Source organism: Bradyrhizobium sp. NBAIM08 (assembly GCF_020193935.1).
Classification (GTDB): Bacteria; Pseudomonadota; Alphaproteobacteria; order Rhizobiales; family Xanthobacteraceae; genus Bradyrhizobium; species Bradyrhizobium yuanmingense.
Map to the genome: position 1 here is coordinate 23011 of NZ_JADYVR010000005.1, position 19413 is coordinate 42423.

Annotated in this window: 18 protein-coding genes; 8 read left to right on the forward strand and 10 right to left on the reverse strand. The window is 66.5% G+C overall.

Annotated elements, in window-relative coordinates:
* Positions 1 to 117: 117 nt before the first annotated feature.
* From I6F37_RS18080 to I6F37_RS18105, 6 genes are all read right to left on the reverse strand, one after another.
* The gene (locus tag I6F37_RS18080; protein WP_225152251.1) at positions 118 to 1098 is read right to left on the reverse strand and encodes a small ribosomal subunit Rsm22 family protein; all 981 of its coding nucleotides are present in this window, start codon (positions 1096 to 1098) and stop codon (positions 118 to 120) included.
* Between the two features lie 150 nt (positions 1099 to 1248).
* The gene (gene smc, locus I6F37_RS18085; RefSeq protein WP_225152253.1) at positions 1249 to 4713 is read right to left on the reverse strand and encodes a chromosome segregation protein SMC; all 3465 of its coding nucleotides are present in this window, start codon (positions 4711 to 4713) and stop codon (positions 1249 to 1251) included.
* Between the two features lie 217 nt (positions 4714 to 4930).
* Positions 4931 to 5602 carry a DsbA family protein gene (locus I6F37_RS18090; protein WP_225152255.1) on the reverse strand — a complete coding sequence of 224 codons (672 nt, stop codon included), beginning with the start codon at positions 5600 to 5602 and terminating at the stop codon, positions 4931 to 4933.
* A 140-nt stretch (positions 5603 to 5742) separates the two neighbouring features.
* Complete coding sequence (locus I6F37_RS18095; protein WP_225152257.1) at positions 5743 to 6240, reverse strand: DUF721 domain-containing protein; 498 nt, start codon at positions 6238 to 6240, stop codon at positions 5743 to 5745.
* Positions 6241 to 6250: 10 nt separating this feature from the next.
* Entirely contained in the window at positions 6251 to 6571 is a 321-nt protein-coding gene (locus I6F37_RS18100) for a HigA family addiction module antitoxin (RefSeq protein WP_036024868.1), read from the reverse strand.
* Positions 6546 to 6827 (reverse strand): type II toxin-antitoxin system RelE/ParE family toxin, encoded by a 282-nt coding sequence (locus I6F37_RS18105; RefSeq protein WP_225114458.1) that lies wholly within the window; start codon positions 6825 to 6827, stop codon positions 6546 to 6548. The genes I6F37_RS18100 and I6F37_RS18105 overlap by 26 nt, the downstream gene beginning before the upstream one ends.
* An 83-nt stretch (positions 6828 to 6910) precedes the next feature.
* On the opposite strand from I6F37_RS18105, the gene mutY reads away from it, so the two are divergent.
* On the forward strand, positions 6911 to 8002 hold the full coding sequence (gene mutY / locus I6F37_RS18110) for an A/G-specific adenine glycosylase (RefSeq protein ID WP_225152259.1): 1092 nt from the start codon (positions 6911 to 6913) through the stop codon (positions 8000 to 8002).
* Between the two features lie 65 nt (positions 8003 to 8067).
* Positions 8068 to 8490 carry a PaaI family thioesterase gene (locus I6F37_RS18115; RefSeq protein WP_225152261.1) on the forward strand — a complete coding sequence of 141 codons (423 nt, stop codon included), beginning with the start codon at positions 8068 to 8070 and terminating at the stop codon, positions 8488 to 8490.
* A gap of 210 nt (positions 8491 to 8700) precedes the next feature.
* On the opposite strand, the gene I6F37_RS18120 is transcribed toward I6F37_RS18115, so the two are convergent.
* Positions 8701 to 9978, reverse strand: a complete 1278-nt coding sequence (locus I6F37_RS18120) for a flavin-dependent oxidoreductase (RefSeq protein WP_225152263.1) — start codon at positions 9976 to 9978, stop codon at positions 8701 to 8703.
* Positions 9979 to 10102: 124 nt separating this feature from the next.
* Here I6F37_RS18120 and I6F37_RS18125 point away from each other — a divergent pair, with 124 nt between their 5' ends.
* A complete protein-coding gene (locus tag I6F37_RS18125; RefSeq protein ID WP_036006329.1) occupies positions 10103 to 10723 on the forward strand; it encodes a glutathione S-transferase family protein in 621 nt (206 codons plus the stop codon).
* Between the two features lie 110 nt (positions 10724 to 10833).
* Here I6F37_RS18125 and I6F37_RS18130 read toward each other — a convergent pair whose 3' ends face one another.
* The gene (locus I6F37_RS18130) at positions 10834 to 11757 is read right to left on the reverse strand and encodes a LysR family transcriptional regulator (RefSeq protein ID WP_036024856.1); all 924 of its coding nucleotides are present in this window, start codon (positions 11755 to 11757) and stop codon (positions 10834 to 10836) included.
* 91 nt (positions 11758 to 11848) lie between these two features.
* Here I6F37_RS18130 and I6F37_RS18135 point away from each other — a divergent pair, with 91 nt between their 5' ends.
* The 5 genes from I6F37_RS18135 (at position 11849) to I6F37_RS18155 (ending at position 18045) form a co-directional block, all read left to right on the forward strand.
* Entirely contained in the window at positions 11849 to 12292 is a 444-nt protein-coding gene (locus I6F37_RS18135) for a nuclear transport factor 2 family protein (protein WP_036024857.1), read from the forward strand.
* A gap of 53 nt (positions 12293 to 12345) precedes the next feature.
* Positions 12346 to 12513 (forward strand): DUF1127 domain-containing protein, encoded by a 168-nt coding sequence (locus tag I6F37_RS18140; RefSeq protein ID WP_074448127.1) that lies wholly within the window; start codon positions 12346 to 12348, stop codon positions 12511 to 12513.
* A 54-nt stretch (positions 12514 to 12567) separates the two neighbouring features.
* Positions 12568 to 13224, forward strand: a complete 657-nt coding sequence (locus I6F37_RS18145; RefSeq protein WP_306469133.1) for a biliverdin-producing heme oxygenase — start codon at positions 12568 to 12570, stop codon at positions 13222 to 13224.
* A complete protein-coding gene (locus tag I6F37_RS18150; protein ID WP_036024858.1) occupies positions 13221 to 15767 on the forward strand; it encodes an HWE histidine kinase domain-containing protein in 2547 nt (848 codons plus the stop codon). The genes I6F37_RS18145 and I6F37_RS18150 overlap by 4 nt, the downstream gene beginning before the upstream one ends.
* A 268-nt stretch (positions 15768 to 16035) precedes the next feature.
* Complete coding sequence (locus I6F37_RS18155) at positions 16036 to 18045, forward strand: methyl-accepting chemotaxis protein (RefSeq protein WP_036024859.1); 2010 nt, start codon at positions 16036 to 16038, stop codon at positions 18043 to 18045.
* A 54-nt stretch (positions 18046 to 18099) separates the two neighbouring features.
* On the opposite strand, the gene I6F37_RS18160 is transcribed toward I6F37_RS18155, so the two are convergent.
* A complete protein-coding gene (locus I6F37_RS18160) occupies positions 18100 to 18780 on the reverse strand; it encodes a glutathione S-transferase family protein (protein WP_225152266.1) in 681 nt (226 codons plus the stop codon).
* A gap of 128 nt (positions 18781 to 18908) precedes the next feature.
* The gene (locus I6F37_RS18165) at positions 18909 to 19235 is read right to left on the reverse strand and encodes a hypothetical protein (protein ID WP_036024861.1); all 327 of its coding nucleotides are present in this window, start codon (positions 19233 to 19235) and stop codon (positions 18909 to 18911) included.
* Between the last annotated feature and the right edge of the window lie 178 nt (positions 19236 to 19413).

Here is a 19413-nt window from a genome sequence, read left to right on the forward strand (position 1 = left end):
GAAGGCGGGCGCTAGGGTAGACGAAATTAACGCAGGATGAGAGCCCGGCGCGGAGGGAAGGTAAGACTTGGTCGGATCAGGAACGGCCCGAGTTCAAGGCAGGCACGGCCAGCGAAATTAACTTTCGGACATGACGGCATCGCCCCAGCGCCAGCGCCGGGCCTCGGCATAGGCCGCCTTGTCCCGCCGCGGGACGTTTGCCGGCGCAACCCCAGCCTCCGTGCAAAGCTTGGCCGCGATCTCGGCCTTGCCGATGTCCGGCGGTGCCAGCACGCGCGCGGCGCGGCTCGCGGGCGGGGTGCGGGTCAGGGCGACGTAGATGAAGCGCTCGTCCTCGAACGGCACCTCGGCGCCCTTGATCTGCCGGTGCGCCTGCGAGCGCGGCAGGCGCTGGCTGAAATGGCACCAGTCGGGCGCGATGAGCGGGCACGGCCTTTCGTGCGGGCAGGGCGCGGTGACGAAGGCGCCAGCTGCGATCAGCTGCTGGCGCAGGGCGAGGATGCGGGCATAGCCGGCGGGCGTGCCGGGCTCGATCACCACCAGCGCGTGGCGCGCCCTGGCCCACATCGCCTCGGTCAGCTTGCGCTGATCGGCCTCGCTGAGCTCGCCGATGATGTAGCTGGCGATGACGAGATCGGCCTGTGAGACCTCGGCGAGGTTGCCGCCGGCATCGCCGGGCAGATAACGGCACTCCGCCAATCGCGAGCTGCCGTGTGCCAGTTCGAGCGCGAGCCGGCTCAGCGTGGCGTTGGCATCGAGCAGGGTAAAATCCTGTAGCGACGGAAAGGCTTCCGCGGCGGCCCAGCTGGCGGTGCCCGGACCGGCGCCGACGTCGAGCAATGTTTCGGGGGCGAGATCAGGCGCGATCTCGGTGAGCGCATTGAGGCTCGCCGCCACCGCCGCGTAGGTCGCGGGCATGCGCGCCAGCGCATACGCGAGCGCATCTGCGTCCGACTTGATCGTGCCGGAGGTGCCGCCGGCGCGATACGTAGTCGAGATCTTCTGCGAGCGCCGGGCCGCGTCGCTGCGAGAGAAGCCCTGCAGCTTGCCGTCGAGGGCGGCTTTCAGTTCGGCGGGAAGGGTGGGGGAGATCATCATCCGCAGTCATGCCCCGCGAAGGCGGGGCATCCAGTACTCCGAGACAGTGCCGTTAACCGAGAAGCCGCGGCGTACTGGATCAGTCCGCACCAGTGCGCAATTTGCGCACAAGGCGGATGATAACGCAATGGGTGTGGCGCGATCGAGCTATCACGCCACGTTCTGGTCGAGAATGTCCACGGCCTCGGCGAGGCTCACCGACACCAGCTGCGACACGCCGCGCTCGGCCATGGTGACGCCGAACAGGCGGTTCATCCGCGCCATCGTGATCGGGTTGTGCGTGATGATGATGAAGCGCGTGTCGGTCGAGCCGGTCATCTCGTGCAGGAGGTTGCAGTACCGTTCGACGTTGTGGTCGTCGAGCGGCGCGTCGACTTCGTCCAGCACGCAGATCGGCGAGGGGTTGGTCAGGAACACCGCGAAGATCAGTGCCATCGCGGTCAGCGCCTGCTCGCCGCCCGAGAGCAGCGACAGCGTCTGCGGCTTCTTGCCCGGCGGCTTGGCGATGATTTCGAGGCCGGCTTCCAGGGGGTCGTCGCTCTCGATCAGGTGCAGCGCGGCTTCGCCGCCGCCGAACAGCTCGACGAACAGGCGCTTGAAGTGCTCGTTGACGACGTCGAACGAGGTCAGCAGCCGCTCGCGGGCTTCCTTGTTGAGGCTCTGGATGCCCTGGCGCAGCCGCTTGATGGCCTCGACCAGGTCGTCGCGCTCGGTGACAAGGCCGGTGTGCTGGGTCTCGACCTCGCGCAGCTCTTCCTCGGCGCGCAGATTGACGGCGCCGAGGCGCTCGCGGTCCCGGCGCATCTTCTCGAGGTCCTCCTCGATCTCGTGCAGCGGCGGCAGTTCGGCGCCGGGCTCGAGCTCGGCAAGGTCGGCGACGGCCTGCGGCTCGACCTCGAGCATGTCGCGGATCTCGCGCTCGATGTCCTCGAGCCGGCGGCGGGCGCCTTCCATGCGCTCCTCCGCGCGGGCGGTGGCCTCGCGGGCGCTGGAGAGCGCCTCGAGCGTCAGCTTGGCGACGCGGTCGGTCTCGGCCATTGCGGTTTCCGCGGTGGCAAGTGCGTCGGCGGCCATGCGGCGGTCGTTCTCGGCGTATTCGATCTCGGTGATCAGCGCGCTGCGCTTCTCGGCGAACACGGCCGGGGCGTTTTCGAGCTCGCTGCGCTCGATGGTGAGCTCGGCGATGCGGGCCTGGATGGTGTCGATGTGGGAGGCCGCGCTCTCCTTGCGGTTCTGCCACTCGGTGCGCTCGGCGAGGATCGCCTGCACGCGGCGATCGGCGAGCTCGGCCTCACGTGCCAGCGCCTGCGCCTCGGCGCGGACCTGGGCGGCCATGCGGCGGCGGCCTTCGATGTCGCTGCGGACGGCGGCGAGCTGGGTCTCGGTGTCTTCGCTCGACGGCAGCTCGCCGATGCCGGCCTGGGCGTATTCGTAGGCGGCCTCGGCTTCGGCGCGATCGGCGGCGAGCCGGCTGTGCGCCTCCGACAGCGTCGCCTTGCGCGCGGCATGGCGGCTGATCTCGCGCTCGGCATTGGCGTGGCGCTCGCGCGCGACGTTGAGCTCGCGCTGGGCGCCGCGCCAGGCTTCGCGGCTGGCGCCTTCGGTGCTGGCCGCCATCTGCAGCTCGGACTCGGCATTCTCCAGCGCCTGGCGCTTGATCTGCGCGTCGATGCGGGCCTGCTCCAGCTCGTTCTCGATGTCGACGAGGCGGGCGCGCTCGGCCAGGCGCCGCGCGGCGCCGGTCGGTGCGTGCGCCGCGGCGACGAAGCCGTCCCAGCGCCAGACGTCGCCCTCGGGCGAGACCAGCCGCTGGCCGGTCTTGAGCTGCGAGACCAGCTCGGCGCCGCGCTCGCGCGGCACCACGCCGATCTGGGCGAGACGGCGGGCCAACTCGGCCGGCGCCTGCACATGGTTGGAGAGCGGCACGGCGCCTTCGGGCAGCTCGGGATCGCCCTCGGTGTGTCCGACATTGGTCCAGCGCATCGGCGCCGACGGATCGATCGGAGCGTCAAGATCGTCGCCGAGTGCCGCGCCGATCGCCTTTTCAAAGCCCTTGTCGACGGTGATGCCGTCGATGATCGGCGGCCACAAATTCTTGGTCTCGCCGTTGACGATCTTGGAGATCGTGCGCGCCTCGGTCTCGAGCCGCTGCACGCGCTTGTCGGCCTCGACCAGCGGCGAGCGTGAGGATTCCAGCGTCTGGCGTGCCGCGACATGCGCAGCTTCGCTGGCCTGCGCCGCAGCTTCGGAGGCCGCCAGCGTCTCTTCCGCCGTCTCGACCAGCGCGGTCAGCTCGTCGAGATCGCCGAAGCCGCCGGTTGCTTCGGTGAGCTTCTGCTCTTCCGCCGTGACGTTCGCGATGTCCTGATCGAGCCGGGCGAGCTTGTCGCGATGGGTGCGGACGTTGGCCTCGAGCTGGTTGCGCTTGGCGGTGAGGTCGGCGAGCGCGGTGGTGAGCTCGGCGAAGCGCTGCTCGGTTTCGGTCAGCACCGCCTCGGCCTCGGCAACGCGCTCGTCGACGCCGGAGCGCTTCTCGACGCGCGACTTGATCTCTTCCTTCAGCTCGGCATCTTCGGCGTCGAGCCGCTGCAGCGCGACGTCGGCATCCATGGTCTGCTGCTGAGCACGGGAAATGTCGCCCTCGAACTGGGCAAGGCGGCGCTCGAGCTCGGTGACGCGCTCCTTGGCGCGCTCTTCCTCACGGTCGAGCTGCTCGCGGGCATTGGTCAGGCGCTGCAGGCCGGCCGCGGCGCGCGCTTCGGCATCGCGCAGCGCCGGCATCTCGGCGGCGCGGATCGCCTGGATGCGGGCGGCTTCGGCCTGGTGCTGGGTGCGCTCGGCCATCTCGCGCACGGCGAGATCGTGGGTCTGGCCGGATTCGTTGACGTCGGCATGGGCACCGACCCAGCGCAGGTGGAACAGCGTGGCTTCGGCCTTGCGGACCTTGGCGGCGACCTCGCGATAGCGCACGGCCTGGCGAGCCTGCTTCTTCAGGCCTTCCATCTGGCCGGAGAGCTGGCCGATCACATCCTCGACGCGGGTGAGGTTGGTTTCGGCCGCCTTCAGCCGCAGCTCGGCCTCGTGACGGCGGGCGTGCAGGCCGGCGACGCCGGCGGCGTCTTCCAGCACGCGGCGGCGCTGCTCGGGCTTGGCCTGGATGATCTCGCCGATCTTGCCCTGGTGGACGAGGGCGGGCGAACGCGCACCGGTGGCGGCGTCCGCGAACAGGATCTGCACGTCGCGGGCGCGCACGTCGCGGCCGTTGATGCGGTAGACCGAGCCGGCCTCGCGCTCGATGCGGCGGGAGATTTCCAGGATCTGGCTGTCGTTCATCGCCGCCGGCGCGGTGCGATCGGCATTGTCGATCGTCATCGTCACTTCGGCATGGTTGCGCGCCGGACGGTTGCCGGAGCCGGCGAAGATCACCGCATCCATGTCGGCCGCGCGCAGCGACTTGTAGGAGGTCTCGCCCATCGCCCAGCGCAGCGCCTCGACGAGATTGGACTTGCCGCAGCCGTTGGGGCCGACCACGCCGGTCAGGCCGGGCTCGATGACGAAGTCCGTGGGCTCAACGAAGGACTTGAAACCGTGAAGGCGCAGGCGGGTGATTTTCATAAGCACGCATCTCTGTTGGCAGGCGCGAATCCCCCTGCCGGGACAATACCATGGAAGGCAATGTCGCTGTCTGGGTGAGTCGCGCGAGGCGCCTCATGCGGCTGGACAATGGCCGCGGTGCGCCGCGAGGGCAACCGGCGAAAGCCGTTTTTCCCAAGGGATTTATGCCGGGAAAGATACGGCTTTCGAGATGCGAATCAGGATCTTGACGCGCGAATCAGCTCTTCAGCAGCGGGTTGATCTTCTTGGCGAACTCCTCGAACGAGGTGTCGCCCTTGATCTTCTCGCCGTTGATGAAGAAGGTCGGCGTCGAATCCACCTTGAGCACGTCGCTGGCATATTTCTGGTCGGCGGCAATCCTGTCGAGCAGCGCCTGGTCCTTCAGGCAGGCCTCGACCTGCTGCTGGGTGAGGCCGGCCTGCTTGCCGATCCGCGTCAGGGTCTCGGTGGTGTTCTTCATCACCCAGTCATTCTGCTGGCGGAACAGCATGTCGGTGACCGCGAAGTATTTCGGCGCATCGTCCTTGGCGATGCAGCGCGACAGCATCGAGCCGGCGGCGGCTTTGATGTCGAGCGGGAACTCGCGGAAGATGTAACGCACCTTGCCGGTGTCGATGTATTCCGTCTTGATCTTCGGGAACACCTGCTCGTTGAAGGCGGCGCAGTGCGGGCATGTCATCGAGGCGTATTCGGTGATGGTGACGGCGGCATCCTTCGGGCCGAGCGCCATGTCGGGCAGCGACACCGGCTTGGCGACATCGGCGGCCGACTGCGCCATTGCTTCAGGGATCATGGCGTCCGAGATGAACCGCAGCGGCGAGAGCCCGGCGAACGCGGCAAGCCCGGTCAGCGACAGCATCGTGGTGAAGGCGCGGCGGGTGATGATCAAGGTCGGCTCCCGGGATTGGCAAGGTTCGCCCAAAGGACGGGTCAAGGTTTCCTGCTCGGACGGCCTGTCGCTAGCTTGAAACGTCGTTTGAGGCAATGGCGGGCGCTACGGACAGGTCCAGTTTGGCCGCGGAATGAGGCTCAATTTCGCTTGATGGCGGCCCCGAGGCGCGCCAGCGCGGTCTTCAGTTCTTCATCTTCGATCTCGGTCAGGTTCTCCGCCACCTTGGCGACGGCCTTGGGGTCGGGTGGGCCGGGCCGCTTCCGGGCCCGCGGCCGCGACAGGGGCGCCTGGCGGAAGGCCAGCTTGCCGACCGCGCTCCAGCCGAAGAAGCGGTTGACCCGCTCCAGGATCACGTCGGCCGAATGCTGAATCTCCAGCGCCATCGGCCCCTCGACCCGTAGCACCAGGGTTGCCGGCTCCTGCGGCTGACCCTCGACCGGCCGCGGCCATTGCATCTTGAGCGGCTCGGCATGGGCCGCGATCTCCGGCCCCGCGATCTGTGCCCACCGCGTCACCAGCTCGCGCGCCGCAAAGCCCTGCTTGGCATAGGCCTCGGCAAAGACGTCGTCGAGCAGGATCCCGAGCGGTTTGGCGCTGACCGGGCCGGGCTTGAAGATGGGGCCGGATTTGGACATGAGCCGTCCGTTATGCCGCGGCGCGAGGCCGGATGGCCTTGAGGTCGCGATCGATCTCGCGCCGTCGTTGCATCAGATCATAGTCCATCTGCAGACCCAGGAAAAAGCCCTCCGACAGACCGAAATAGCGGGCGAGCCGCAGGTCAGTGTCGGCGGTGATGTCGCGCTTGCCGAGGACGATCTCGTTGATCCGCCGCGGCGGGACGTGAACGGCCCGCGCCAGCGCGTTCTGGCTCAGCTCCATCGGCTTCAAAAACTCCTCCAGCAGGATCTCGCCGGGATGGGGATTGCGGAGGAACCCGTTCCTAGTGGTAGTCGACGATTTCGACATCTCTCGGTCCTCCTTCATCCCACACAAAACAGATGCGCCACTGATCGTTGATCCGGATCGAGTGCTGACCTTCGCGGTTGGCTTTCAGGGCTTCCAGCCGATTGCCCGGAGGAACCTTGAGATCCGCCAACACCCGCGCCTGGTTCAACAAGCGCAGCTTTCGCAAAGCCACATTCTGAATGTCGGACGGCAGTTTTCGACTTCGCCGACCGGACCAGATCAACTCTGTCTCGGAGTTGGCGAAGCTCTGGATCATGTCTGTGTATAACGCAAGGCGTTATAGCGCGCAACGGTCCGGTCGCGCTGGCCACAGGCGGAATCCTCCTCTAGTAAAGGTGCATGCTCTCCACGACTGCGCGCAAGAAGGAACAGAGTACGGCGTCGTCGGTTCGCCCGCTCGCGCTCCTGCAATGGTACGACCGCCACCGCCGCCGATTGCCGTGGCGCGCCGCGCCGGGCGAGGCATCCGATCCCTACCGCGTCTGGCTCTCCGAGATCATGCTCCAGCAGACCACCGTGAAGGCGGTCGGCCCCTATTTCGAAAAATTCGTCGCGCGCTGGCCGGATGTCACGGCGCTGGGGCGAGCCTCGCAGGACGACGTGCTGCGGATGTGGGCCGGGCTCGGCTATTACTCGCGCGCACGCAACCTCCATGCCTGCGCCGTGGCGGTGACGCGCGAGCATGGCGGCGTGTTTCCGGATACCGAGGAGGGGCTGCGCGCGCTGCCGGGGATCGGGCCCTACACGGCGGCGGCGATTGCGGCGATCGCGTTCGACCGCCGCACCATGCCGGTCGACGGCAACATCGAGCGCGTGGTGTCGCGGCTGTTCGCGGTCGAGGAGGAGCTGCCGCAAGCCAAGCCGCTCATCCAGCAACTCGCCGCGACGCTGCTGGCGGAGTCTCGCGCCGGCGACAGCGCGCAGGCGCTGATGGATCTCGGCGCCTCGATCTGCACGCCGAAGAAGCCGGCCTGCTCGCTGTGTCCGCTGAACGAGGACTGCGCGGCACGCGCGCAGGGCACCCAGGAGACGCTCCCGCGCAAGGCACCGAAGAAGAGCGGGATGCTCAGGCGCGGTGCCGCCTTCGTGGTCACGCGCGGCGCCGAATTGCTGGTTCGCTCGCGGCCCGAAAAGGGGTTGCTCGGCGGCATGACGGAGGTGCCGTGCTCGGACTGGCTCGCCGGCCAGGACGATGCAACGGCGAAGCAGCAGGCGCCGCAGCTGAAGGGGCTGTCGCGCTGGCAGCGCAAGGTGGGCGCCGTCACCCACGTCTTCACGCATTTTCCGCTCGAGCTAGTGGTCTACACGGCCAAGGCCGAGGCCCGGGTCCGCGCGCCCGAGGGCATGCGTTGGGTGCCGATCGCGACTCTGGCAGATGAGGCGCTGCCCAACGTCATGCGCAAGGTCATCGCGCATGGATTGGATCTCTAGCATCCATCCTGCTGACAGCAGGCTGTCAGCAGGCTTGCGCTAACAGGGGGCAAAGGAGATCTCGCATGGTCAAGACCGCGCTCGATAACTTCCCAAGGCCCCCATGCGCCGAGCTGCTCGGCTGGCGCCTGCTCGATGCCCGTCCGGAGGAGGGCTGGATCAAGCTCGGCTTCGACGGCAAGCCGGAGTTCTGCAACCCCGCGGGCTTCATCCAGGGCGGCATGCTCTCGGCGATGCTCGACGACACCATGGGTCCGGCGGTGCTGGTGATGAGCGAGGGCCGGCTCTACACCACCACGATCAGCATGACCGTGAATTTTTTGGCACCCGCAAAGCCCGGTCCGATCACCGGCGAAGCCAAGGTCACGCAGCTCGGCAAGACCATCGCCTTCGTCGAAGCCATGCTGATGGCAGAGGACGGCACGGTGCTGGCGACGGCAAGCGCCAGCGAGCGATTGTTGGAGGCGGCGAGGGTGGTGGGAAAATAGTTCGGCGGTGCGCACTGCTCTTCCTTCTCCCCTTGCGGGAGAAGGTGGCGCGAAGCGCCGGATGAGGGGTTGCCTCAGCGAATTCTACTGCAAAAGATTTACCTGCGGACAGAACCCCTCACCCAAGTGAGTCCGCTTCTACCTGCGTCGCTGCCCTCTCCCGCAAGGGGAGAGGGCGTATTCGCGCACATCTCGCCTTGAGCAAAGAACTCACCCCTTCGCCCGCGCGTTCTTGCTTACGATCGGCGGCTTCGCATTCAGCGCCTCGACCTGAAATCCCGCAACGCGCTTGTAGTTCGCGGCGATGTCCTCCAGCTCCTTTTGCGACAGCACGTCGGTGACGACCTTGTACCCGTCAGGCGCGCGCTCCTCGACCAGCTGCATCACCTGCTCGGGACCGTTCTTGCGGTTGAGCAGGACGAGGTCGGTGGTTGCGGGCCGTCGCTCGGCCTCATAGGCGAGCAGTGCCGCCTGCGTCGGGCCGTGCGCCAGGATCTCGCGCGTGATGACGCGCGCGTCGAGGATCGCCTGCGAGGCGCCGTTCGAGCCGATCGGGTACATCGGATGCGCGGCATCGCCCATCAGCGTGGCGCGGCCGAAGGTCCATTGCGACACCGGATCGCGATCGACCAGCGGATATTCGTAGGCGTGCGGGCAGTTCCTGATCAGGGCGGGCACGTCGAGCCAGTCGAACTGCCAGCTCTCGAACCAGGGCAGGAACTCCTCGAGCCGCGCCGTGCGGTTATAGTCCTCGCGACGCCACTGATAGGTCGGCGGCATGTGGCGCTCCGCGACCCAGTTGATGAGGTGGTTGCCGTTTGCATCCGGTTCTTTCGAGATCGGATAGCAGACGAATTTCAGGATCTCGTGACCGGCCATGATCATGCTGCGGCCGGTGAGGAAGGCTTTGGCCGGCGTGACGCCGCGCCAGAGGATACGGCCGTTCCAGATCGGCGGGCCTTCGTTCGGATAGAGCTTTTCACGTGCGGCGGAATGGATGCCGTCGGCGGCGATCAGGATCGTGCCCTCGTAGGTGCCGGCGGCCTTGCCGGTCGCCCTGTCGACGAAGTCGGCGCGCACGCCGCCCGCCGTCTCGGTCCAGCCGGTCAGATGATGGCTGGTGAGGATGTTGTCGCGGCCGAGCCGCTCGAGCGCGGTGTCGAGCAGGATCTGCTGCAGCGTGCCGCGATGGATCGAGAATTGCGGCCATTTGTAGCCGGCCTCCAGGCCGCGCGGCTCGCTCCAGATCGGCTTGCCGTGCTTGGAGAAATAGGCGAGCTCGCGCGTCCGCACGCCGCTGGCGTCCAGCTTGTCCAGCAGGCCGAGCTCGATCAGCTCGCGCACCGCATGCGGCAGCACGTTGATGCCGACCCCGAGCGGCTTCAGTTCCGCGACGCTCTCGAACACTTTCACGGAAACGCCGATTTGATGCAGGCTGAGCGCAAGCGTCAGCCCGCCGATGCCGCCACCGGCGATGAGTACCGTCATGAGAAAACCCCTCCGATGGAGGCGTCTTGGCACAGCCGGGCGGCCGTGGGCAACTGCGAACAGGCCGCCTATGGACGGCGCGGCGGAGGACCGTTAACCTCCGGTTTTCCCTATGAGGTCCGACATGCTCAAGCTCTACTACGCCACCGGCACCTGCGCGCTTGCCACCTACATCACCCTGGAAGAGGCCGGCGCCGACTACACCGCTGAGCGGCTGAGCTTCAAGGATAACCAGCAGAACAGCCCGGACTATCTCGCCATCAACCCAAAGGGCCGAGTGCCGGCGCTGGTCACCGACCGCGGCGTCCTGACCGAGACGCCGGCGATGCTGGCCTATCTCGCGCAGACTTTCCCCAAGGCGAAGCTCGCGCCGCTCGACGATCCCTTCGACTTCGCCCAGGTGCAGTCGTTCAACTCCTATCTCTGCTCGACCGTGCACATCAACCACGCCCACAAGATGCGCGGCGCGCGCTGGGCGACGGAGGAGAGCTCGTTCGCCGACATGAAGGCGATGGTGCCGAAGACCATGGGCGCTTGCTTCAAGCTGATCGAGCAGAAGATGTTTCGGGGACCCTGGGTGATGGGCGATCAGTACACGATCTGCGATCCCTATCTCTATACGCTCTCGACCTGGCTCGAAGGCGACAGCGTCGACATCAATGCGACGCCGAAGATCGCCGATCACTTCAAGCGCATGTCCGATCGCCCCGCGGTGAGCAAGGTGATGGCGGCGCAGAAGGCGTAGGAGCGCAGCTGTTGTGGGGTGGGTTAGCGCAGCGTAACCCACCTCTTCTGTTGCTGCGGAAACCAAAGTGGTGGGTTACGCCTTCGGCTAACCCACCCTACGAGAGCTTGCTACGGGAGTTTCCGCCTGGCTTGCTCCAGCTGCCGCCCCGTCTCCAGCATCAGCCTTCTCAGCCAGATCGAACCGGGGTCCATCTGTGCGCGCGTCGGGTGGAACATGAACTGCTCGTCGATCCCTGGATCGAGCGGCGGCGTCACCGTGACGAGGCCGAGCTGCTGCGACAGCGCGGCGATCAGCCGGCGCGGCACGAAGGCGACGAGATCGGTGCGCGCGGCAACGTGCAAGGCTTCGAGATAGCCCGGCACGACAAGCGAGATATGTCGCTCGACGCCTTTGCTGTGCAGCCAGGTGTCGATGAGATCCTCGGCATTGCCGCGGATGATCACGCCGACATGGCGGGCGGCCAGGAACGCCTCGCGCCGCTTCAGCCTCGATCCGACGGGATGGCCGCGCCGCACCGCCAGCGCGTCGCTGTCGGTGTAGAGCAGCTGGCGATGAAACCCCTTGAAGGCGTTGCCGATCGAGATCACGAGATCGATGGTGCGGGCGAACTCGGCGTGGAAGATCGCAGGTCCCCGCCACGGCACCACGTCGATGCGGACGTTGGGGGCAAGGCGCGTCACTTTCGCCATCAAGGGCGGCATCAACAGCTCGACCGCGAGATCTGGCATCATCAGGCGGAACTGCCGCTCGCTGCGCGCGGCATCGAAGTCATCGGGCACGAACAGCCCGCGCACCTGGTCGAGCGCCTGCGCCAGCGGCGCACGCAGGGCCAGCGCCCGCGGCGTCAGCTCCATCCGTACGCCCGTGCGCACCAGCAGCGGGTCACCGAAGATGTCGCGCAGGCGCTGCAATGCGTGGCTCGTGGCCGGCTGTGACAGGCCGATCCTCAGGGCCGCGCGGCTGACATTGGCTTCGCGGAGCAATGCGTCGAGCGCGGTCAATAGGTTGAGGTCGAGCGTTTTCAAATTCATGAGGTGAATAGATATCATATTTCATATCGATTTGAAGAATGACGTTGGCCCGGCGATGATCTCCGCGTTGTCACCACGAGGAGATGCCGCCATGAACGCGAGCGCCAACAAGAAACTGCTGCAGGATATCTTTGCCGCGGCCGCCAATCCCGATCCGGCCGCGCGCGACCGCGCCCTGTTTACAGCAAGTCTCGCCGACGACGCCAAATGGGTCGTCACCGGGCAATATTCCTGGTCGCGCACCTTTGCCGGCAAGGACGCGATCCTCAAAGATCTGCACGGCTATGTCCGCACGCGCCTGCGCGACCGCACGCGGACCGTCGCCCATCGCTTCATCGCCGATGGCGACACCGTCGTGGTCGAAGCCAAGGGAGATAACGTCACGCCCGAGGGCGTGCGTTACGACAACGATTATTGCCTCGTGTTTCGCCTGGAGGACGGCAAGATCAAGGAGATTCGCGAGTACTGCGACTCCATGCTGACCGAGAAGGCGCTCGGCCCGTTTCCGCAAGCCTCCGCGAGGGCAGCGAGCTGACCGGATTGGACCAGGTCGCGTCCACCGGCCGCTCCTGTTCGCCACGGCCCGCGATGTTTGTGCGAGCCTGTCGGACGCTGCTGGAACTCCTGCAGACCCGGCACGCGCGGTCTCGGATCCGCTGCCAGCTCGCGGCCATGACCGAACGCGAGCTTCAGGATTTCGGGATGTCCCGGAGCGAGATCGAGCACGAGCTCAGAAGGACGGTTCGGCGGAAATGAACGGAGTGGACCCCCCATGTCTCGCCTCTCGCGGTGCCAAGGCCGGCGGAACTATTGCGTGCCGCCGGCGTTCCCTCGGTTGCCGGGCGCGCCGCGCCCGCGGCAACCTGCGTTCTCGGGAATTTCATGCTGGCTGGGGCTTCGGACGTTTCAACGCAGGGAGGCCGCAGCTTCTCCGGACTCCGCGAACGACTAAGAGACGCAACGTCGGCCGCGCACCGCGACCTCGACGCGCAGCTGTCGGCGTTCGAGCTGGGCGAGCTCTCCGGCTATCGGCGCTTTCTGCAAGCCAGCGCCGGCGCCCTGCTGCCGCTCGAGACGGCACTCGTCGAGGCCGGCGTCAGCAGCGCTTTCCCGGACTGGCCGGAGCGGTCGCGAAGCGCGGCAATTCTGGCTGATCTCGAGCGCCTCGGCAGCGCGGTGCCGCGGCTGGTGTCCGTGTCCCCACTGACGCGCAGCGGCGTTGTGGGCACGATGTATGTGCTCGAAGGCTCCCGTCTCGGGGCAAAATTCCTGCTGAAGATGGTCGCGGATTCCGCCGATCCGCGCCTCCGCGAAGCTGTCGCCTATCTCAGTCACGGCACCGGCAGGCGGCTCTGGCAGAGTTTCCTGGCGAAGCTTGCAACCAACGAGTGCTGGGACGAAGACGAGGCAATCGAGGCGGCCCGCATCGCCTTCGCCGCATTCGAGCAGGCGGCGGACCGGGCATGAACCAGGCCGTCAATCTCACCAATTGCGACCGCGAGCCGATCCACATTCCCGGCAGTGTGCAGCCGTTTGGCTTCCTGCTGGCCGTGCTCTCGGATTTCACGATCTGCATGGCCTCGGATAACGTCGGGAGCTTTCTTGGAACGGATGTTGCCGACCTGCTGCAGCGGCCGCTGTCGGGCGTGATCTCCGAGGCGGCGGTCGAAACGATCCGCAGCCGGGTCGATCATCTCGGCGGTCCGGATGCGACCGAGCGCCTGTTCGGCGTCGAGCTGCAGCCCGGCAAGCCACCCTTTGATCTTTCGATCCATCTCTCCGGCGTCTATCTGATCGTCGAGGCGGAGCCGAGCGTCCACGAGCCCGGCGTCAATTCCGGCGAGCTCGTGCGCTTGATGCTCGAACGGATCCGCAAGACGCGCGGAATGGCCGATCTTGCGCGCGAGGCGGCGCGTCAGCTTAAGGTGCTGACCGGCTTCGACCGCGTCATGGTCTATCAGTTTCACCCGGACGGGTCTGGCGAGGTGATCGCCGAGACGGCGGAGTCTGGGCTCGAATCCTTTTTCGGTCTGCGTTACCCCGCCTCCGACATCCCAAGGCAGGCGCGCGCGCTCTATCAGCGCAACTGGCTGCGCATCATCGCCGACGTCGACGCGCGGCCTGCCGCGCTGATGTCCACGGCCACGCATAATGCGGGACTGCTCGACCTGTCGATGAGCGTGCTGCGCTCGGTGTCGCCGATCCACATCGAATATCTGCGCAACATGGGCGTTGCCGCCTCCATGTCGGTGTCGATCCTGCGCGACGGCAAGCTGTGGGGTCTGTTTGCCTGCCACCATTATTCGCCGCGTTACATTTCGTTCGACAAGCGCACGGCCTCCGAGCTGTTCGGTCAGATGTTCTCGTGGATCGTGGAAGGCCGCGAGCGCGAGGGCGACGTCGCCTATGAGGCCCGCGCGCATCAGGTCCAGGAGCGATTGATCGAGATCGCGGCCTCGCACGACCACAGCCGGCGGGCGATCGTCGATTTCCTGGGCGACTATCGCAAGATGATCGAGTGCGACGGCGTCGCAGTCTGGTCCGATAACACCATCGCGCTCGAGGGCGAGACCCCGACCGAAGACGAGGTGAAGGGTCTCGTCGCCTTCATCAACCGGACTTCGCCTGGCCGGATCTTCGCCAGCGCCGAGATCGCCCAGGTCTACGCCGCCGGCCAGGCCTTCCGTGACCGCGCGGCGGGCTTTCTCGCCATCCCGATCTCGCGCACGCCGCGCGATTGCCTGATCTTCTTCCGCCGCGAGGTCACGCGATCGGTGAAGTGGGCCGCAGATCCCAACAAGGTCTACGACGAAGGTCCGCACGGGCCGCGCCTCACCCCGCGCAAGAGCTTCGAGTTGTGGCAGGAAACGGTGGCGGGGCAGTCGAAGCCGTGGTCGGCGGCCGATATCCGCATCGCCGAGAGCCTGCGCGTCACGCTGCTGGAGGTGATCCTGCAACTGTCCGACCTCGCCGCGCGCGAGCGCCGCGGGGCGCAGGAGCGGCAGGAGCTGATGATCGCTGAGCTCAATCATCGCGTCCGCAACATCCTGAGCCTCGTGCGCGCCCTGGTGGCGCAGAGCAAGGAGACCGCGACCGGCATCGAGGAGTTCGCCAGCGTGCTCGGCGGCCGCATCCAGGCCCTCGCGCGCGCCCACGACCAGATCACGAACCTGAACTGGGCACCCGTCGCGCTCCGCACCCTGGTCGAGTCCGAGGCCGGCGCCTATCTCGGTGCGCGCGCAGACCGGGTGAAGATGGGCGGTCCGGACGTCGCGCTCGATCCAAAGGCGTTCGCGACGCTGGCACTCGTCGTCCATGAGATGATGACCAATTCCGCCAAGTACGGCGCGCTTGCCGATTCCACCGGCAGTGTCGAGGTGGTCTGGCGCCTCGACCCGTCTTCCAGCCTCGTCATCGAGTGGAAGGAGAGCGGCGGTCCGCCCGTGCAGCCGCCGTCGCGGCGCGGCTTCGGCACCACCATCATCGAGCGGTCGGTGCCGTTCGATCTCAAGGGCGATGCCGAGATCCGTTTCGACCTCCTGGGCGTCCAGGCGAAGTTCGTCATTCCGCCCAACTTCGTCCAGCTCGTCCCATCCATCGCGGGAGCCGCCATGCGTATCGAGGAGCAGCAATCTGCCCGTCCACGGATTTCCGACACGGCCCTGATCGTGGAGGACAACCTGATCATCGCGATGGCCGCGGAGGTCATCCTGCTCGACCTCGGCGCCCGCCACGTCGACACCGCCGCAACCGTCGACCAGGCACTGCGCTCGATCGAGCGTTCGCGGCCGAGCTTTGCTCTGCTCGATCTCAATCTCGGCAGCGAGAGCAGCATCAAGGTGGCGCAGAAGCTAAAGGAGATCGGGGTGCCCTTCATCTTCGCGACCGGCTATGGCGAGCGCGCGCCGATCCCCGAGCCATTGGCCTCCGCGCCGGTGGTCCAGAAGCCCTACACGCTGGAAGTGGTCGAAAATGCACTCGGCAAATTGCAGCAGGCCGGCGCCCAATAGGCATCCCCTGACGAACAGCATGCATCGGCGTGCATGGCACAGCGGATTCGCATGCGGCTTTGCATAGCTGCCGCCAAAATCAGCAGATTTGGTGCAGGTCGAGATCGGGCGCGCGAGGAATTTGAAGGTTCAATTAAGAAGTGTCCCCCATTGTGTCGCGGTGCAGCGTAGGCCGCCAGGGCGCGGCGTGCGGCTGCCGGAGTGGCCGTGACGATCGCCGGAGTCGTTCGGCCCCTCGAATTCACATGTATCTGGGTGGACAGTGGGAATGCCGAAATTTCGTTTGCGGATCAGGGGACGCCTGTACGCAGGCTTCATGGCCCTGGTGGCGGTCGGTCTCGTGATGGCGGTGGTTGCCGTCTGGAATTTGCGGGACGTGCAGGATCAGGTCGCAAGACAATCCGCCCTCTCGGACAGCACGGCGCGGGTGCTGGAGATATCGGCCCATCTGCAGGCGATTCAGCGGGCCAATTTGCGCTACGTCTACGACGGCAACGAGTCCGCAATGAAGGAAGCGCAAGAGCGCGAGACCGCGGCGAGCGAGCTGCTCCGGGTCGGCGCTCAGGGGGCGCTCTCCGAGGAGCGGCGCGCGCTCTACAACGGCCTGATCGACGAGATCGCGAAAATGCGACGCCTGCGTGACAATCTCGGCGACGCCGTCAACGAGACGAGAACGGGCAAGGCGACGCTGCTGCCGAGTGGCGAGGACCTGGCCACCAAGACGAACAAGCTCGTCGACGTGGCGCGCGCCGCCGTCGATGAAGATACCGCTTCCCTCGTCGCCGATCTCGAATCCCGAATCCTGCTCGTGAGGATCGTAAATTGGCGTTTTCTGGCCCTTCGCGATGCGCAGGGCCCTGCGACCTTCAGGGCGAGCATCGACAGGGCATTACAACGGCTCGGGGCACTCGAAAAGAGCCCGCAGGCGGCGGCGTTGCGCGCCACGCTGGCGCCGGTGAAGACCTCGCTTGAAACCTACAAGACGGCGTTCGAGACGACCTCCGCAGCGATGCTTAAAGCGGACGAGATCTACCACAAGAGCCTCGCGCCCCTCATCGTCGACAGCATCGGCAAGCTCAAGGTGGCGGAAACGACGCTGAAGGAGGACTACCAGGCATCGCGCACCACCGCCGAGGCCGTGATCGCGGGAACGACGACCGTGCAGGAGATCGCCGGCGGCCTCGCCATCCTGTTCGGAGGCATCGTCGCCTTCCTCATCGCCCGCAGCATCGTCGGTCCGCTGACCTCGATGACGCAGGCGATGGGGCGGCTTGCCGGCGGCAATCTCGAGGTCGAGATTCCCGGCCGCGGCAGGGCCGACGAGATCGGCGACATGGCCAAGGCGATCCAGGTCTTCAAGGACAACATGATCGAGACCGAGAGCATGCGCGCCGAGCAGGCCGAACTCGAGGCGCGGCAGGCCGAGAACCGCAGGAAAGACATGGCCAGGCTCGCCGATCAGTTCGAGCAGGCCGTCGGCGAGATCGTCAACACGGTGTCGTCGGCATCGGGCGAGCTCGAAGCCTCCGCCGGCACGTTGACGACGACTGCCGCGCGCGCCCAGGACCTCTCGACGGAGGTCGCCAGCGCTTCGCAGGAGGCCTCGGCCAATGTGCAGGCGGTCGCCTCTGCGACCGAGGAGCTCTCCTCCTCGGTCTCCGAGATCGCCCGCCAGGTGCAGGAATCCGCCCGCATCGCCACCGAGGCTGTCGGTCAGGCGAGCCGGACCAACGAGCGCGTCGGTGCGCTCTCCAAGGCCGCCGCGCGGATCGGTGACGTGGTCGAGCTCATCAGCACCATTGCCGGCCAGACCAACCTCTTGGCGCTGAACGCCACGATCGAGGCGGCGCGTGCGGGCGAAGCCGGCCGCGGCTTTGCCGTGGTCGCTACCGAGGTCAAGGCGCTCGCCGAGCAGACGGCAAGGGCCACCGGCGAGATCGCCCAGCAGGTCTCCGGCATCCAGGCCGCGACCGAGGAGTCGGTCGGCTCGATCCGGGAGATCAGCGGCACCATCGAGCGGCTGTCGGAGATCGCCTCAACGGTCGCCGCGGCCGTGGAGCAGCAGGGCGCGGCGACGCAGGAGATCTCCCGCAACGTGCAGCAGGCGGCCCAGGGCACGCAGCTCGTCTCGTCCAACATCGGCGACGTGCAGCGCGGCGCCTCCGAGACCGGCTCGGCCTCCTCGCAGGTGTTGTCGGCGGCGCGCTCGCTGTCGGCCGACAGCAACCGGTTGAAGCAGGAAGTCGCCAAGTTCCTGAGCTCGGTCCACGCTGCCTGACGTCTTGAAAGCAAGAGGCCACGCGGATGCGCGTGGCCTCGAACAGCGGCGCGATCAAGCCACCTTGGTGGTCATGTGCTTGAACATGTTGGCTCGCGCTTCGTCGTCCATCTCGGCCTTGAAGGTGAACTTGTCCTTCAGGGCGACCGCGCGCGCCGCCGCCGGGCGCGCCGAGATCTCGTCGACCAGCCGCTTCACGTTCGGGTATCGCGCAAAGGCGTCGTCGCCGAGCTTGAACGGCACCATCCGCGCCCAGCCCCACATCGCCATGTCGACGATCGAATAGCTGTCGCCGACCATGTAGCGGCGGTCCTTCAGGTGAGCGTCGAGGATCTTGTAGTGGCGGTCGGTCTCGTACTGATAGCGGTTATGGGCGTAGTCGTGGTTCTGGTCCTTCGGCGCAAAATGCTTGAAATGCACGGCCTGACCGGAAAAGGGCCCGACGCCGCTCGCGACGAACATCAGCCAGGACAAGAGCTCGGCGCGGTTGGAGGGGAGGAATTTGCCGGTCTTCTCGGCGAGATAGAGCAGGATGGCGTTCGAATCGAACACGATGGTGCCGCCATCGTCGATCGCCGGCACCTTGCCGTTCGGATTGATCTTGAGGAATTCCGGCGCGAACTGCTCGCCCTTGCGGGTGTCGACCTTCATCGGCTCGTAGGGCAGGCCGGATTCTTCGAGAAAGAGCGCGACCTTGGTCGGGTTCGGTGATCCATTGAAATAGAACTTGAGCATCAAGCATCTCCCCGGTGTCTATATTGCCGCGCGCGGCCGCGGCCTCGTTGGGCGAGCCTGTCTTGCCTGAACCTCGCCCGAGAGAGCAACCGGCGAGTTTGCCGGGCGGTGTCTGCGCGGTACGCAGATCAGGCGGCGTAACAGAGGCCGATTGCCGCCGCGAGGACCATGGCCGCGCCCACGGCCTCCAGCCGCAGGCCGAGCCGCGCGGCGAGATGCATGTCGGAGGCCCGTGCCGCGCGCTCCGACCCGCGCGCATAGCCGTGGACGATAACGTCGTGGTTGAAATTGTCGTGCGCCTCGTTGCTGCTGGCGAGCCCGACGCAGATCACGAGCACGCCGAACAGCGCCAGGCCGAAGAATCCGAGCAGCGCGATCAGGAACATCGGAAACATGCCGATCAGGAAGATCGGCAGCAGCGGCACCAGCAGCAATGTCTCGGACTGTCGTCGCATGGGAGCCCAACCGGTCAGGAGGGGGCTAGTCGGGCGAATCTAGTCCTGGTTGGCGCGGCTTTCAACTCACGCCGCTGTCATTCCGGGGCGCGCCTCTTGGCGCGAGCCCGGAATCCATTGGGCGGCATGGGACGTGGCTCGATGGATTCCGGGTTCTCGCTTCGCGAGCCCCGGAATG

What these genes read in the sequence shown, in the direction of transcription:
- I6F37_RS18080 (WP_225152251.1), bottom strand. Translation starts at nt 1,098, where the DNA reads ATGATGATCTCCCCCACCCTTCCCGCCGAACTGAAAGCCGCCCTCGAC.
- smc (WP_225152253.1), bottom strand. Translation starts at nt 4,713, where the DNA reads ATGAAAATCACCCGCCTGCGCCTTCACGGTTTCAAGTCCTTCGTTGAG.
- I6F37_RS18095 (WP_225152257.1), bottom strand. Translation starts at nt 6,240, where the DNA reads ATGTCCAAATCCGGCCCCATCTTCAAGCCCGGCCCGGTCAGCGCCAAA.
- I6F37_RS18100 (WP_036024868.1), bottom strand. Translation starts at nt 6,571, where the DNA reads ATGTCGAAATCGTCGACTACCACTAGGAACGGGTTCCTCCGCAATCCC.
- I6F37_RS18105 (WP_225114458.1), bottom strand. Translation starts at nt 6,827, where the DNA reads ATGATCCAGAGCTTCGCCAACTCCGAGACAGAGTTGATCTGGTCCGGT.
- mutY (WP_225152259.1), top strand. Translation starts at nt 6,911, where the DNA reads ATGCTCTCCACGACTGCGCGCAAGAAGGAACAGAGTACGGCGTCGTCG.
- I6F37_RS18115 (WP_225152261.1), top strand. Translation starts at nt 8,068, where the DNA reads ATGGTCAAGACCGCGCTCGATAACTTCCCAAGGCCCCCATGCGCCGAG.
- I6F37_RS18120 (WP_225152263.1), bottom strand. Translation starts at nt 9,978, where the DNA reads ATGACGGTACTCATCGCCGGTGGCGGCATCGGCGGGCTGACGCTTGCG.
- I6F37_RS18125 (WP_036006329.1), top strand. Translation starts at nt 10,103, where the DNA reads ATGCTCAAGCTCTACTACGCCACCGGCACCTGCGCGCTTGCCACCTAC.
- I6F37_RS18130 (WP_036024856.1), bottom strand. Translation starts at nt 11,757, where the DNA reads ATGAATTTGAAAACGCTCGACCTCAACCTATTGACCGCGCTCGACGCA.
- I6F37_RS18135 (WP_036024857.1), top strand. Translation starts at nt 11,849, where the DNA reads ATGAACGCGAGCGCCAACAAGAAACTGCTGCAGGATATCTTTGCCGCG.
- I6F37_RS18140 (WP_074448127.1), top strand. Translation starts at nt 12,346, where the DNA reads ATGTTTGTGCGAGCCTGTCGGACGCTGCTGGAACTCCTGCAGACCCGG.
- I6F37_RS18150 (WP_036024858.1), top strand. Translation starts at nt 13,221, where the DNA reads ATGAACCAGGCCGTCAATCTCACCAATTGCGACCGCGAGCCGATCCAC.
- I6F37_RS18155 (WP_036024859.1), top strand. Translation starts at nt 16,036, where the DNA reads ATGCCGAAATTTCGTTTGCGGATCAGGGGACGCCTGTACGCAGGCTTC.
- I6F37_RS18160 (WP_225152266.1), bottom strand. Translation starts at nt 18,780, where the DNA reads ATGCTCAAGTTCTATTTCAATGGATCACCGAACCCGACCAAGGTCGCG.
- I6F37_RS18165 (WP_036024861.1), bottom strand. Translation starts at nt 19,235, where the DNA reads ATGCGACGACAGTCCGAGACATTGCTGCTGGTGCCGCTGCTGCCGATC.